At 73.0% G+C, this 14,158-nt stretch carries 11 protein-coding genes; 6 read left to right on the top strand and 5 right to left on the bottom strand.

Annotation, left to right across the window (positions count from 1 at the left end; all coding sequences use genetic code 11):
* Positions 1-10: 10 nt before the first annotated feature.
* The 4 genes from meaB to AB0B01_RS07710 all read right to left on the bottom strand — a co-directional run bounded on the left by meaB (position 11) and on the right by AB0B01_RS07710 (position 6,277).
* Positions 11-994 carry a methylmalonyl Co-A mutase-associated GTPase MeaB gene (gene meaB, locus AB0B01_RS07725; protein ID WP_361713961.1) on the bottom strand — a complete coding sequence of 328 codons (984 nt, stop codon included), beginning with the start codon at positions 992-994 and terminating at the stop codon, positions 11-13.
* A 10-nt stretch (positions 995-1,004) separates the two neighbouring features.
* Complete coding sequence (scpA, locus tag AB0B01_RS07720; protein ID WP_361713959.1) at positions 1,005-3,191, bottom strand: methylmalonyl-CoA mutase; 2,187 nt, start codon at positions 3,189-3,191, stop codon at positions 1,005-1,007.
* On the bottom strand, positions 3,188-5,047 hold the full coding sequence (gene mutA, locus AB0B01_RS07715; RefSeq protein WP_361713957.1) for a methylmalonyl-CoA mutase small subunit: 1,860 nt from the start codon (positions 5,045-5,047) through the stop codon (positions 3,188-3,190). The genes scpA and mutA overlap by 4 nt, the downstream gene beginning before the upstream one ends.
* Positions 5,048-5,110: 63 nt before the next feature.
* On the bottom strand, positions 5,111-6,277 hold the full coding sequence (locus tag AB0B01_RS07710) for an ROK family transcriptional regulator (RefSeq protein ID WP_361713955.1): 1,167 nt from the start codon (positions 6,275-6,277) through the stop codon (positions 5,111-5,113).
* Between the two features lie 813 nt (positions 6,278-7,090).
* Here AB0B01_RS07710 and AB0B01_RS07705 point away from each other — a divergent pair.
* The 6 genes from AB0B01_RS07705 to AB0B01_RS07680 all read left to right on the top strand — a co-directional run bounded on the left by AB0B01_RS07705 (position 7,091) and on the right by AB0B01_RS07680 (position 13,016).
* Positions 7,091-8,035, top strand: a complete 945-nt coding sequence (locus tag AB0B01_RS07705) for a TauD/TfdA family dioxygenase (RefSeq protein ID WP_361713953.1) — start codon at positions 7,091-7,093, stop codon at positions 8,033-8,035.
* Positions 8,036-8,073: 38 nt separating this feature from the next.
* Positions 8,074-8,673, top strand: a complete 600-nt coding sequence (gene ssuE / locus AB0B01_RS07700; RefSeq protein WP_361713951.1) for an NADPH-dependent FMN reductase — start codon at positions 8,074-8,076, stop codon at positions 8,671-8,673.
* 21 nt (positions 8,674-8,694) lie between these two features.
* Complete coding sequence (locus tag AB0B01_RS07695; RefSeq protein ID WP_361713949.1) at positions 8,695-9,726, top strand: ABC transporter substrate-binding protein; 1,032 nt, start codon at positions 8,695-8,697, stop codon at positions 9,724-9,726.
* 6 nt (positions 9,727-9,732) lie between these two features.
* Positions 9,733-10,560 carry an ABC transporter ATP-binding protein gene (locus AB0B01_RS07690; protein ID WP_361713947.1) on the top strand — a complete coding sequence of 276 codons (828 nt, stop codon included), beginning with the start codon at positions 9,733-9,735 and terminating at the stop codon, positions 10,558-10,560.
* Positions 10,557-11,513: an ABC transporter permease gene (locus tag AB0B01_RS07685; protein WP_361713946.1), complete on the top strand. Its 957-nt coding sequence runs from the start codon at positions 10,557-10,559 to the stop codon at positions 11,511-11,513. Before AB0B01_RS07690 ends, AB0B01_RS07685 begins: the two co-directional genes overlap by 4 nt.
* Positions 11,514-11,687: 174 nt before the next feature.
* Entirely contained in the window at positions 11,688-13,016 is a 1,329-nt protein-coding gene (locus tag AB0B01_RS07680; protein WP_361713945.1) for an LLM class flavin-dependent oxidoreductase, read from the top strand.
* 156 nt (positions 13,017-13,172) lie between these two features.
* Here AB0B01_RS07680 and AB0B01_RS07675 read toward each other — a convergent pair whose 3' ends face one another.
* Entirely contained in the window at positions 13,173-14,093 is a 921-nt protein-coding gene (locus AB0B01_RS07675) for an NADP-dependent oxidoreductase (RefSeq protein WP_361713943.1), read from the bottom strand.
* Positions 14,094-14,158 lie beyond the last annotated feature (65 nt).

Here is a 14,158-nt window from a genome sequence, read left to right as displayed (position 1 = left end):
TGACCGACCGTCAGGCCTGGCCGAAGGCGCCCAGGATGCGGTCCGCCGCCAGGGTGGGCGTGAGGGAGCCCTCGCGGACCCGGGCCTCCAGGGCCGGGGCCAGGTCGCGTACCGCCGGGGAGGCGCGCAGGCGCTCCAGCAGCTCGTCCCGGACCATCGACCACGTCCACTCCACCTGCTGCCCCGCCCGCTTCGCGGCCAGCCTGCCACCCGCGTCCAGCAGCCGCCGGTGCTGCTCCAGCCGGTTCCAGACCTCGTCCAGGCCCGTCGACTCCCGCGCGCTGCACGTCAGCACCGGCGGGGTCCACGCGGCGTCGGCCGGATGCATCAACCGCAGCGCGCCCGACAGCTCACGCGCCGCGGCCTTGGCGTCGCGTTCGTGCGGGCCGTCCGCCTTGTTCACCGCGAGGACGTCGGCCAGTTCCAGGACGCCCTTCTTGATGCCCTGGAGCTGGTCGCCCGTACGGGCCAGGGACAGGAGCAGGAAGGAGTCGACCATCCCGGCCACGGTCGTCTCCGACTGGCCGACGCCGACCGTCTCCACCAGCACGACGTCGTAGCCCGCGGCCTCCATCACGATCATCGACTCGCGGGTCGCCTTGGCGACCCCGCCCAGGGTCCCGGCGGAGGGCGAAGGGCGCACGAAGGCGGCCGGGTCCACCGACAGGCGCTCCATCCGGGTCTTGTCGCCCAGGATGGAGCCGCCCGTACGGGTGGAGGACGGGTCGACGGCGAGGACCGCCACCCGGTGGCCCAGGCCCGTCAGCATCGTGCCGAACGCGTCGATGAACGTGGACTTGCCCACGCCCGGCACCCCGCTGATCCCGATCCGCCGGGCCCGCCCCGCGTGCGGGAGCAGCTGCGTCAACAGGGTCTGCGCCAGCGCCCGGTGGGCGGGCAGGGTGGACTCGACGAGCGTGATCGCGCGCGCGATGAACGCGCGCTTCCCGTCGAGCACCCCCTTCGCGTACGCCTCGATGTCGATCTTCGGCACCGGCGGCCGCCTACAGCTCGTGACCCAGATCCGCGGCCAGCCGCGTCACCAGGTCGTGGGCCGCGTCCGGGATGACCGTTCCGGGCGGGAACACCGCCGTCGCGCCCATCTCCAGCAGCGTCGGCACGTCCGCCGGCGGGATCACCCCGCCCACCACGATCATGATGTCCTCGCGCCCCTCCTCCGCCAACTGCTCGCGCAGCGCCGGTACGAGGGTCAGGTGGCCGGCCGCCAGCGACGACACGCCCACCACGTGGACGTCCGCCTCGACGGCCTGGCGGGCCACCTCCGCCGGGGTCTGGAACAGCGGGCCGACATCCACGTCGAAGCCCAGGTCGGCGAAGGCCGTCGCGATGACCTTCTGGCCGCGGTCGTGTCCGTCCTGGCCCATCTTGGCGACCAGGATGCGCGGACGGCGGCCCTCCGCCTCCTCGAACCGGTCGACGAGGCCGCGGGTGCGTTCCACGGACGGGGACTCCCCTGCTTCGGTGCGGTACACACCCGAGATCGTACGGATCTGGCTCGCGTGACGCCCGTACACCTTCTCCAGGGCGTCCGAGATCTCACCCACCGTGGCCTTGGCGCGGGCCGCGTCCACCGCCAGCGCGAGAAGGTTGCCGTCCCCGCGGTCGGCGGCGTTCGTCAGCGCCCGCAGCGTGTCCTGCGTGACCGCCTCGTCCCGCTCCTCGCGCAGCCGCCGCAGCTTTTCGATCTGCTGGCTGCGCACCGAGGAGTTGTCGACCTTGAGGACGTCGATCGCCTCGTCGTTCTCCACGCGGTACTTGTTCACGCCGATCACCGGCTGCCGGCCGGAGTCGATGCGCGCCTGGGTGCGGGCCGCGGCCTCCTCCACGCGCAGCTTCGGGATGCCCGCGTCGATGGCCTGCGCCATACCGCCGGCCGCCTCGACCTCCTCGATGTGCTGCCACGCCCGGCGCGCCAGGTCGTACGTCAGCTTCTCGACGTACGCGCTGCCGCCCCACGGGTCGATCGACCGGCAGGTCCCCGACTCCTGCTGGAGCAGCAGCTGGGTGTTGCGGGCGATGCGCGCCGAGAAGTCCGTCGGCAGGGCCAGCGCCTCGTCGAGGGCGTTGGTGTGCAGCGACTGGGTGTGGCCCTGGGTCGCCGCCATCGCCTCGATGCACGTACGCGTCACGTTGTTGAAGACGTCCTGCGCGGTCAGCGACCAGCCCGAGGTCTGCGAATGGGTGCGCAACGAAAGGGACTTGGGGTTCTGCGGGTCGAACTGCTTGACCAGGCGCGCCCACAGCAGGCGGGCGGCGCGCAGCTTCGCGACCTCCATGAAGAAGTTCATGCCGATCGCCCAGAAGAAGGACAGCCGCGGGGCGAAGGCGTCCACGTTCAGCCCGACCGCCTGACCGGCCCGCAGGTACTCCACGCCGTCCGCGAGCGTGTACGCGAGCTCCAGGTCGGCCGTCGCCCCGGCCTCCTGGATGTGGTACCCGGAGATCGAGATGGAGTTGTACCGGGGCATGTTCTGCGAGGTGAACGAGAAGATGTCGGAGATGATCCGCATCGACGGCTTGGGCGGGTAGATGTAGGTGTTGCGGACCATGAACTCTTTGAGGATGTCGTTCTGGATGGTCCCGGCGAGCTTGTCGGGGGAGACGCCCTGCTCCTCCGCCGCCACGATGTAGAGGGCGAGGACCGGCAGCACCGCGCCGTTCATCGTCATCGACACGGTCATCTTGTCGAGCGGAATGCCGTCGAACAGCTGGCGCATGTCGTAGATCGAGTCGATCGCCACGCCCGCCATGCCGACGTCGCCCGTCACCCGCGGATGGTCGCTGTCGTAGCCGCGGTGCGTGGGCAGGTCGAAGGCGATCGACAGCCCCTTCTGACCGGCCGCGAGGTTGCGCCGGTAGAAGGCGTTCGACTCCTCGGCCGTGGAGAACCCCGCGTACTGGCGGATGGTCCAGGGCTGGTTGACGTACATCGTCGGGTACGGGCCGCGCAGGTACGGGGCCATGCCCGGGTAGGTCCGCAGGAAGTCCAGACCCTCCAGGTCCCGGCTCGTGTACAGCGGCTGCACACCGATGCCCTCGGGGGTCTCCCACAACAGGTCGCCGGTGGCGCTCCCGGTGGACTCCTTCACCGCGGCGCGCCACAGGTCCTCCGACCCGGCCGCGGCCGGGCCGTCCAGCGGGAGGGCGGAGAAATCGGGGATGCTGCTCACAGAGCGACTCCCATCCGGTCGAGTACGGAGGACAGCACGGCGACCGCGTCGCAGCCGGCGAAGACGTACTCGTCCACGGCGTCGGCCGCGGTGCCGGGCTTGCCCGCGAGGAAGACGGTCGTCGCGCCCGCCGCACGCAGGGCCGCGGCCACGGCCTCGGCCTGCTCCTCGTACAGCGCGTCGCTGGAGCACAGCACGGCCATGCCGTCCGCGCCGCTTGCCGCGTAGGCCTCGGCCGCCGTCCGGTCGGTCACGGAAACCGGGTCGTGTACCGGCTCCACACCGCCCGCCTGGAACAGGTTCGCGGCGAAGGTGGCGCGCGCGGTGTGCGCGGACGCCGGACCCAGCGCGGCGAGGAAGATCCGCGGCCGGGCGCCGGTCGCCGCCAGATGCGCATCACTGCGGGCGCGCAGCGCCTCGTACGCCTCGTCCCGCCGGACGCGCGGCAGTCCGCCCGTCGGCGGTGCGGGAGCGGGCTCGCGCTCCAGGGGCTTCTCCGCGAGCAGCGGGAACTCGCTGACACCGGTGACGGGTTCGCGGCGCTTGGCGAGCTTCTGTGCGCGCTCGGCCCAGGTGGCGGCGAGCCGCTCGGCGACCATCCCGGAGCGCAGGGCGGCGGCCTGGCCGCCCGCCCGCTCCACCGTCTGGAAGAACTCCCAGGCGGCGTGGGCGAGTTCGTCGGTGAGCTGCTCCACGTAGTACGAGCCGCCCGCCGGGTCGACGACCCGGGCCAGGTGCGACTCCTCGACAAGGATGGTGGAGGTGTTGCGGGCGATGCGGCGCGCGAAGGCGTCCGGCAGGCCCAGCTCGTGGTCGAAGGGGAGCACGGTGACCGCGTCCGCGCCGCCCACGCCCGCCGCCATGCAGGCGACGGTGGTGCGCAGCATGTTCACCCACGGGTCGCGGCGGGTCATCATCACCGGGGAGGTCACCGCGTGCTGCCGCTGGGCGCCCGCCTCCGGGGCCCCGCAGACCTGCGCGATCCGGGCCCACAGGCGGCGGGCGGCGCGGAACTTCGCGATGGTCAGGAACTGGTCGGCGGTCGCCGCGTAGCGGAACTCCAACTGGCTGAGGGCGGCTTCGAGACCGAGCCCGCCGTCGGTGAGGGCACGCAGGTACGCGACGCCCGTGGCCAGCGAGAGGCCCAGCTCCTCGGCGGCGGAGCCACCGGCCTCGTGGTAGGGCAGGGCGTCGACGGTGAGCGTGCGGATGCCGGGGTGGCCGGCGGCGACGGTCTTGGCGAGCTCGACCGCCTCGGCCAGGTCCAGGGCGGTGCCGGTACGCGCCTCGTGGCCCAGCGGGTCGGCGCCCAGGCTCGCGCGGGCCGCTCCGGCGGGCACCTCGCGCTCGGCGTACAGGCGCAGCAGGGCCCGGGCGGCCTCGGCGTATTCGGCGCCCGCGTCCAGGGACACCGGAGCCAGGTCGAGGTAGACCCCGTCGAGGGCGCGGGGGAGGGCCTCGACGGGCAGTCCGGAGCCGCCCACGCTCAGCCAGAGCGAGGTCACCCCGTTCTCCAGGTCGGCGAGGATCGCCTCGTTCACCCGTACGGGGTCGGTGCCGAGGTGCCGCTGGCGTACGTCCCAGCCGGCGGGGGAGTTGCCCGCGGGGCTGCCTCCCCGAACAAAGGGGGCGAACCCGGGGAAACCGGTGTCGGGTGCCGTCTCCGGCGCGGTGTACAGCGGGCGGGTGGTGAGCCCGTCCTGGAGCTTCGTGGACAACGCGTCTTCCGCTGCCTCGCCGGATACATCCTTGCCCGACTTGCGCAGCACGCCCTCTACCAGGCGCTGCCACTGCTCATGCGTCGCGTCAGGGAATTCGGCGGCCAGGGAGAGCCCGTCGTCAGGCAGGACCGTCATGGCTCGAATGCTAGGGGGCCGGTCTTTAGATCTACTAGCGTGACCGGATGTGATCTCGCCCTCTCAATTGAGATGGGTGGGGGCACGGAAGAGCGGATCGAGCAGCACGGCCGCGGCGGCCACCGGGAGCACGGCGGGTCCCGCGTGCGGGGAGACGATCCGGCCCTCCTGGGTGGCGGCCGCCTGGCGGATCTCTTCCAGGTAGCCCTCGTGGAGCACGCTCGACAGTTCCGAGACGACCATGACCGCCGGGTTGAACACGTCCAGGAGCAGGGCCGCGGCCCGGCCCACGGCGCGGGCGCGCTCGCGCAGCAGGCGGTCGGCGCGCGGGTCGCCGGTGGCCGCGGCGTCGACGAGCAGCGGGACGGAAGGTTCGGGCACGATGCCGCGGCGCACGGCTTCGGCGCCGAGCGCGGTGTCGGAGGCAGCCGCCTGGAGGCAGCCGGTACGCCCGCACGGGCAGGGGGTCCGCGATCCCGGGACGGGCAGGTGGGCCACGTCGCCGGCGGCCGCGCCCGGGCCCTGGTGCACCGTGCCCTCGATGCCGAAGGCGGCGTCGACGACATTGCCGATGAAGAGGTGCACCAGGCTGCTGCGGGCCTCGGGGCGGCCGAAGAGCATCTCGGCGTGGGCGACGGCGCGGGCGTGGTTGTCGACCCGGACGGCCAGCCGGAGCCGGTCGGCGAGCTCGGCGGCGAGGGGCACGTCGTGCCAGCCCAGCGCGGCGTGCCGGACCACCACCCCGTCGTGGGGGCGGACCCAGCCGCCGAGGGCCGCCCCGAGCCCGAGGAGGGGGCGGCCGTTCGCGAACTCCGCAAGGAAGGCCCCGAGTCTGGAGGCGAGAGCAGGAAGGAGGGTGTCGGGGTGGAGGTCCGCATGGGGCAGCCTGCGGCGGGCGAGGATCGCGCCGCGGAGGTCGACGAGGCTGAACGTGGAGGCGGGCACGCCGATGTGCAGGCCTGCTGCCACGGGACCGGAGACGGCGCCCGTGTTCAGGTCCAGGGGGACGAGGGGCCGGCCGGCCGTGCCGGTGCCGGCGCCCGGCGGGTCGGGCAGTTCGCGCAGCAGGCCGCCGGCGAGCAGACCGGTCGCCTGCCGTGACACCGCGGCGGGGCTCAGGCCGCAGATCCGCGCGATGCCACTGCGGGCGACGGGGCCGTGGGTGAGCACGGTCCGCAGCACGGCGGCGGCATTGGCGTCGGCGCGGCTGTCACCGGCGATGCGGGTCACGGGCTGGCTCCTGCTCGGGGGCTCGGGGGCTCGGGGGCTCGGGGGTTCTGGGGCTCGGGGGCTGGGGGCTCTGGGACTTGGGGACTCGGGGGCGTGGCGTTCCAGCCGGGCCCGTGGTCCGGCGGAGAGTGGGTCGCAGGGATTCAGGAGTCGCGCCCCCGGTCCGGTGCCGGCGCCCTACGTATTACACCGCCCCCGGCCCCCGCGCCCCGCTGCCGCCCCCGCGCGGGCTCCGCACCACGGGTCCCGGCAACGGCGCATGCCAAGGGCGTTGCGGGGACATGAAATCCGGCCACGGTTTTCGGCCGTCACGCGGCTGTCGGCAGCGTGGTGACGACAAGGAAAACCCAGCTCACGCAGGTTGCGGGGGTCAGGTCGGAGGCCTCGCAGCCGGGCATCCCGCGGGGGTTGACCAGGGTGCGGGGCGCTGACAGGCTCCGAGCCATGTCCGCGACCGAGCTCTTCCTCCCGCGGCTCCACACCCCCGGCCCCTGTACGGCGCCGGGTTCGTGTCCGGGCCGCTGTCCGGCCCCGCGCCGCGCCTGAGCGCCTGCCCCTTCCTGCACGCGCCGGCCCGGTCCCGGGCCGTCCGCCGCCGCCGGCCCGCCGCGATCCTTCTGCCGCCGTCCTGCGCCGTTCCGTCGGCTGCCGCCGGCGGTCGGCCGCCGGCCGTCCGCAGCCTTCCGGCACCCGTAGCCGGCCGTAGGGCCCTTCCGCCGGGACCGTCCGCCACCCGTTCCGCCGCCACCCGTCCGCGCCGCACCTCTGCGCATCCGCATTTCTTCCGCTGCGGAAATAAACCAGGGAGTCATCATGACCACCGCCACCCGGCAGCTCACCGTCACCCGTATCGGCGGCCGTATCGGCGCCGAGATCGAGGGAGTCCGGCTCGGCGGCGAGCTCGCCCCCGAGACCGTCGCCGAGATCCGCGCCGCCCTCCTCGCCCACAAGGTCGTCTTCTTCCGCGGCCAGGAGCACCTCGACGAGACCTCGCACGAGGCCTTCGCCCAACTCCTCGGCACGCCCGTCGCCCACCCCACCGTGCCCTCCGCCGACGGCCGCTACGCCCTCGGCATCGACTCCCACCACGGCGCCCGCGCCAACCAGTGGCACACCGACGTCACTTTCGTCCCCGCCTATCCCGCCTTCTCCGTGCTGCGCGCCGTCACCATCCCGCCGTACGGCGGCAACACCCTCTGGGCCAACACCGCCACCGCCTACGCCAACCTGCCCGAACCGCTGCGCGCCCTCGCCGACAGCCTGCGCGCCGTCCACTCCAACGAGTACGACTACGCCGCCCTCCGGCCCGACGCGCTCCCCGAGGCCCTCGCCCAGTACCGGGAGGTGTTCACCTCCACGAAGTTCCTCACCGAGCACCCGGTCGTCCGCGTCCACCCCGAGACCGGTGAACGCACCTTGCTCCTCGGCAACTTCGTGCAGCGCATCGCCGGACTCACCGGCCGCGACTCCCGCATCCTCCAGGACCTCTTCCAGGCGCACATCGAAAGCCCCGAGAACACCGTCCGCCGGCAGTGGCGGGCCGGCGACGTCGCGATCTGGGACAACCGCGCCACCCAGCACTACGGGGTCGACGACTCCGACGACCACGAGCGCACCCTGCGCCGCGTCACCGTCGACGGCGACGTCCCGGTCGGCCCCGACGGGGTGCCGTCCCGGCTGATCAGCCCCGAGGCCGTCCCGGACCCGTCCTTCGGGATCCCCTCCGGCGCTTCCACCAGCGCTTCCACCGGCGCCTGATCCGAAAGCGTCCCGTCCCTCCCTACGAAGGAGCCCCCGTGCGCACCCTGCTCGCCCTCTCCGGCAGCCCCTCCCTCCACTCCCGCACCGCGGTCGTCGCCGACCACGTGCTGCACCGCCTCTCCCATGCCGGGTTCGACACCGCCCACCTGGCTCTACGGCAGCTCCCCGCCGCCGATCTGCTCGCCGGCCGCCGGGGCGCGCCCGAGATCCGCCGGGCCCTGGAAGCCGTCGCCGAAGCCGACGGGATCGTCGTGGCGACCCCGGTCTACAAGGCCTCGTACACCGGCCTGCTCAAAGCCTTCCTCGACCTGCTCCCGCAGGACGGGCTGGCCGGCAAGACGGTGCTTCCGGTCGCCACGGGCGGCAGCCTCGCCCATGTCCTGACCCTCGACTACGCCCTGCGCCCCGTGCTCGCCGCCCTCGGCGCCCGGCACGTCACCGCCGGCCGGTTCGTCCTGGACTCGGCCGTCGAGCGCGGGAACGGCCCCGACCGGCTGCGGCCCGAGGCCGAACTCGACCTCTTCCAGGCCGTCGACGAGTTCGCCGAGGCCGTCCGGGCCCACGCCCCCGCGCCCGCTCCGGTCCCCGCTCCCGTCCCCGCCGTCCACCGCGGCGCCCTCACGACCGCCCCCTGACGACACCTCCAAGGAACCGCCATGTCCGCAGCACTCGTCCCGACCTCCACCTCCCGACGCCAGTTCCTCGCCCTGCTCGGCATCTCGGCGGCCGCGGTGAGCTGCGGCACGGCCACCGCCACCGGCGGCTCGGGCCGCCAGGTCACCACCCTCAAGTACCAGGGCTGGGTGGGCCAGGTGACCCTGCCCGAGCTCGCCGCCGATCTCGGCCTCCTCGGGAACCTCACCCTGGACTGGGTGGGCAACACCATCAGCGGCCCCCAGGACATCCAGTCCGCCGCCACCGGCCAGATCCACTTCGGCGGGGCCTTCAACGGCGCGGTCGTCAAACTCGCCGCGAGCAAGGCCCCGATCAAGGCCGTCCTCTCCTACTACGGCGTCGACGAGTCGGCGTACAGCGGCTACTACGTCCTGGAGGACAGCCCGATCCGCTCGGCCCGCGACCTGATCGACAAGAAGGTCGGCATGAACACCCTGGGCGCCCACTCCCAGGCCCTGCTCGACATCTACCTCAAGCGCAACGGCCTGTCGAAGGCCGACGCGGCCAAGGTCGAGGCCCTGGTCGTACCGCCCGTCAACACCGAGCAGGCGCTGCGTCAGAAGCAGATCGAGGTGGGCGTGCTGGGCGGCGTCCTGCGCGACAAGGCCCTGGCCACCGGCGGGATCCGCCCGCTGTTCAGCGACTTCGACCTCCTCGGCAGGTTCAGCGCCGGCACGTACGTGATGACCGAGCGCTTCATCAAGGAGAACCCGGACACCGTACGGACCTTCACCACCGGCGTGGCCAAGGCCATCGAGTGGTCCCGCACCACCCCGCGCGAGCAGGTCATCGCCCGTATGACCGAGATCATCAAGAAGCGCGGACGCAACGAGGACACGTCCACCCTCCAGTACTGGCGCTCGTACGGGGTCGCCGAGACGGGCGGCCGGATCGAGGACAAGGAGTTCCAGCTTTGGATCGACTGGCTCACCGAGCGCGGCGAGCTCAAGGCCGGCCGGCTGAAGGCGGCGGACCTCTACACCAACGCGTTCAACGGCTACGGAAAGGGCTGACCGGCGATGGCGAAGATCGTGTTCGAGTCGGTGACGAAGACCTTCCCGACCAAGGACAAGGGCAGAGGCAGAGGCAGGGGCAAGGGCGGGGCGGAGTTCACCGCACTCGACGGCATCGACCTGGAGATCGAGGCGGGCGAGTTCGTGGTGGTCGTGGGGCCCAGCGGCTGCGGGAAATCCACCCTGCTCGACCTGCTCGGCGGCCTGACCGGGCCGACCTCCGGCCGGATCCTGCTCGACGGCAGACCGGTGACCGGGCCCGGGCTGGACCGGGGCGTCGTCTTCCAGCAGTACGCGCTGCTGCCCTGGCGGACCGCGCTCGGCAACGTCGAATTCGGCCTGGAGGCCACGGGCGTACCGCGCCGTGAACGCAGTGCGCGGGCCCGGGAGTTCCTGGACCTCGTCGGCCTCACCGGCTTCGAGGACCGCCACCCGCACGAACTCTCCGGCGGCATGCGCCAGCGGGTCGCGATCGCCCGCTCGCTGGCCTACGACCCGGACGTGCTGCTCATGGACGAACCGTTCGCGGCGCTGGACGCCCAGACCCGGGAGTCCCTGCAGGACGAGCTGCTCCGCATCTGGCAGCGCACCGGCAAGACGATCGTCTTCATCACGCACGGCATCGAGGAAGCCGTGTACCTGGGGCAGCGGGTGGCCGTCATCACCTCCCGCCCCGGCCGGGTCAAGGAGGTGGTCCCCGTCGCGCTCGGAGCCCGGGGCGAGGACGTGCGTTCCACCCCGGAGTTCGCCCGCTACCGGCACGAGATCTGGACCCTGCTCCACGACGAGGTGGCGCGTGCCCGGCAACTGGAGAAGGAGCAGGTCACCGCATGAGCACCGAAACCCACACCCCGGCCGCCACCACGGCGCCGGCTTCGGCTCCGGCGCCGGTCCCGGCCGCACCGGCAGCGCAGGCCGGTGTCGTACGCCGTACCCCGCCCCGGCGCGGCGAGCCGGCCGTACGGGAGACCGCGGCGACCGCGCCCGAGCCGGTGCGCGGGCCGGCTGCGCGGACCGCGGGGGCGGCCGTGCGGTGGCTGCGCTCCGCCGCCCTGCGCTCCGCCGCCCTCCTCGCCCTGCTCCTGCTGTGGGAAGCGGCGCCCCGGCTCGGGCTCGTCGACGCCACCTTCCTCCCGCCCGTCAGCGAGGTCGCCAAGGCCTGGTGGGAACTGCTGATCGACGGGCAACTCGGCGAGCACGCCCGGGCCAGCCTCGCCCGCTCCTTCGGCGGCTTCGGCATCGCCGTGGTCCTCGCCGTCCCGCTCGGCCTGCTGATCGGCTGGTACCGCCCGGTGGCGGCGTTCCTCGGCCCGCTGCTGGAGGTGTTCCGCAACACGGCGGCCCTCGCACTGCTGCCGGTGTTCGTGCTGCTGCTCGGCATCGGCGAGACCTCGAAGGTCTCCATCGTCGTCTACGCCTGCGTCTGGCCGATCCTGCTGAACACCATCAGCGCCGTCGGCAACGCCGACCCCACGCTGGTGAAACTGGCCCGCTCCATGGACCTCTCCACCCCGCGGCTCTTCCAGAAGGTGATCCTCCCGGCGTCCGTCCCGGCGATCTTCACCGGCATCCGACTGGCCGGTGCCGTCTCGATCCTGGTCCTCGTGGCCGCCGAGATGATCGGCGCCAAGGCGGGCCTCGGCTACCTGGTCAACGCCTCGCAGTTCAACTTCGCCATCCCCCAGATGTACGCCGGCATCATCACGATCTCCGCGATCGGCGTGGCCTTCAACCAGCTCCTGGTCACGGTAGAACGCCGCCTCAGCCTCTGGCGCGTCCCCGCCTGAGCCGACCCGGCGCGCCCTGCCGCCAGGGCGCGCCGGCGGCCGGAGGCCTTCCCACGCCCCCCGACTGCCGTACGCCCGTACGGCCCGTACGAGGGGCCCGGCGGCCCGCAGCCGCCCCACACCCACCCACCCCGCGGAGCGCCCCCGCGCCAGACCCCGACCCGAGGACGAGACATGACGACCCGGACCCTCCACCTCAACGCCTTCCTCATGAACGCCGGCCACCACGACGCCGCCTGGCGCCACCCCGCGAGCAGCCCCGAGCGGGTCACCGACCTGAGGTACTTCCAGGAGCTGGCGCAGACCGCCGAGCGCGGACGGCTCGACTCCATCTTCTTCGCCGACGGGCTCGCCCTCTGGGGCAAGGCCCGCTACAACGCCCTCGGCGGCTTCGAGCCGCTCACCCTGCTGTCCGCCATCGCCGCCGTCACCGAGCACATCGGGCTCATCGCCACCGTCTCCACCACCTTCAACGAGCCGTTCCACCTCGCCCGCAAGTTCGCCTCACTCGACCACATCAGCGGCGGCCGTGCCGGCTGGAACGTCGTCACCTCCGGCACCGTCGACGAAGCCCGCAACTTCGGCCGGGAGGAGCACCTGGAGCACGGTCTGCGCTACGACCGCGCCCGCGAGTTCCTCGACGTCGCGACCAAGCTCTGGGACAGCTGGGAGGACGACGCGATCGTCCTCGACAAGGAGCGCGGCATCTACGCCGACACCGACAAGCTGCACCCCGCCGCCCACCGCGGGGAGTACTTCGGCGTCGCCGGCCCGCTGAACGTGCCCCGCTCCCCGCAGGGCCACCCCCTCCTCGTACAGGCCGGCTCCTCCGAGGACGGCAAGGAGTTCGCGGCCCAGTACGCCGAGGCGGTCTTCACCGCACAGCAGACCCTCGCCGACGGGCAGACCTTCTACAAGGACCTCAAGTCCCGCCTGGCCAAGTACGGCCGCAGCGAGGACGACCTGCTCGTGCTGCCCGGGATCGCGCCGGTCATCGGCTCCACCGAGGCCGAGGCGAAGGCCCTGGAGCAGCAGCTCACCGACCTCCAGGTGCCGGAGTACGGTCTCGCCCAGCTCTCCGGCATGCTCGGCACCGACCTCACCGGCCTCCCCCTCGACGGCCCGCTGCCCGAACTCCCGGAGGAACGGGACATCAACGGCAACAAGAGCCGCTTCACCCTCGTCGCCGAGCTCGCCCGCCGCGACGGGCTCACGCTGCGCGAACTGATCGCCCGCCTCGGCGCCGGCCGCGGCCACCGGGTCTTCGCCGGGACCCCCGAGCAGATCGCCGACCAGCTGGAGGAGTGGTTCACCGGGGGCGCCGCCGACGGCTTCAACATCATGGCGCCCGTCCTGCCCGCCGGCCTCACCGACTTCGTCGACCACGTCGTCCCGATCCTCCAGCGCCGGGGCCTGTTCCGCACCGAGTACACCGGGGCCACCCTGCGCGAGAACTACGGTCTGCCGCGCCCGGCGAACCGGTACGCGAAGGAGGCGGTGTGACGTACTCGTCGTAGGTGGCGGCCCCCGAGGCCGGCCGGGTCGCCGGGGCGGGTGCGGGGCCGCCGCTCCTCTCGTACGGGCGTACCGGCCCGCCGGCCCGCCGGCCCGGGTGGCCCCGGGACGGCGGATTGCGGCAGCACCCTGGCCGGCCGGCGCTCACACGGTGAGCACGATCTTCCCGCGGGTGCGGCCCGCGGCGCTCAGCTCCCAGGCCTTGGCGGCTTCGGCGAGCGGCAGCGCGTGCTCCACGTGGACGGTGAGCGCGCCCCGGTCGGCGAGGTCGGCCAGGAAGGCCAGGTCGGCGCTGTCCGGGCGGACCCACAGCTGGTGCGCCCCCTTGGCGGCGGCCTCGGGGTCGGCGATCGACACGACCCGGCTGCGCTCCTTGACCAGCGACTGGAGGACCTCGACGCCGCCGTCGCCGTAGAAGTCCAGGCCGGCGTCGATGCCTTCGGGGGCCAGGGCGCGGATCCGGTCCGCCATGCCCTCGCCGTACAGGACCGGTTCCGCGCCGAGGCCGCGCAGGAAGTCGTGGTTGTGGGCGCCGGCCGTTCCGATGACGCGCGCCCCGAGGGCGACGGCGATCTGCACGCCGAGGGATCCGGTGCCGCCCGCCGCGGAGTGGATGACGACGGTCTCTCCGGCTCCGGCGCCGACGCGGGTCAGGGACTGGTAGGCGGTCAGCCCCGCCAGCGGGATGCCCGCGGCCTCCTCGAAGCCGAGGGTGCGCGGCTTGCGGGCGAGTGTGCGCACGGGGGCGGAAACCAGCTCGGCGTACGTACCGAGTTCCACCCACTCCTTGCGGACGTAGCCGAACACCTCGTCGCCCACGGCGTGGTCGAAGGTGTCCGGGCCGACCGCCTCGACGACGCCGGCGACGTCCCAGCCGGGTATGACGGGGTAGCGCACTTCGAAGAGCGGATCGACGAATCCGGCGGCGATCTTCCAGTCCACCGGGTTGACACCGGCCGCCTTGACGCGGACGAGCACCTCGCCGGGGCCCACCTTGGGCCGGGGTGCGTCAACGAGTTCCAGAGCCGGGGGAGTTCCGTATGCGGTGTATGCGATGGCCTTCATGATCACCCCAACGGCGTGCGAGGGGGCGCCTATTCCTCGGGCACTCCGCCGGCCTTCCCGCAGGC

This window comes from Streptomyces sp. NPDC044571 (genome assembly GCF_040647115.1).
Lineage (GTDB): Bacteria > Actinomycetota > Actinomycetes > Streptomycetales > Streptomycetaceae > Streptomyces.
The sequence above is the reverse complement of the archived record's forward strand: the minus strand, read 5'-3'. Positions and strand labels throughout refer to the sequence as shown.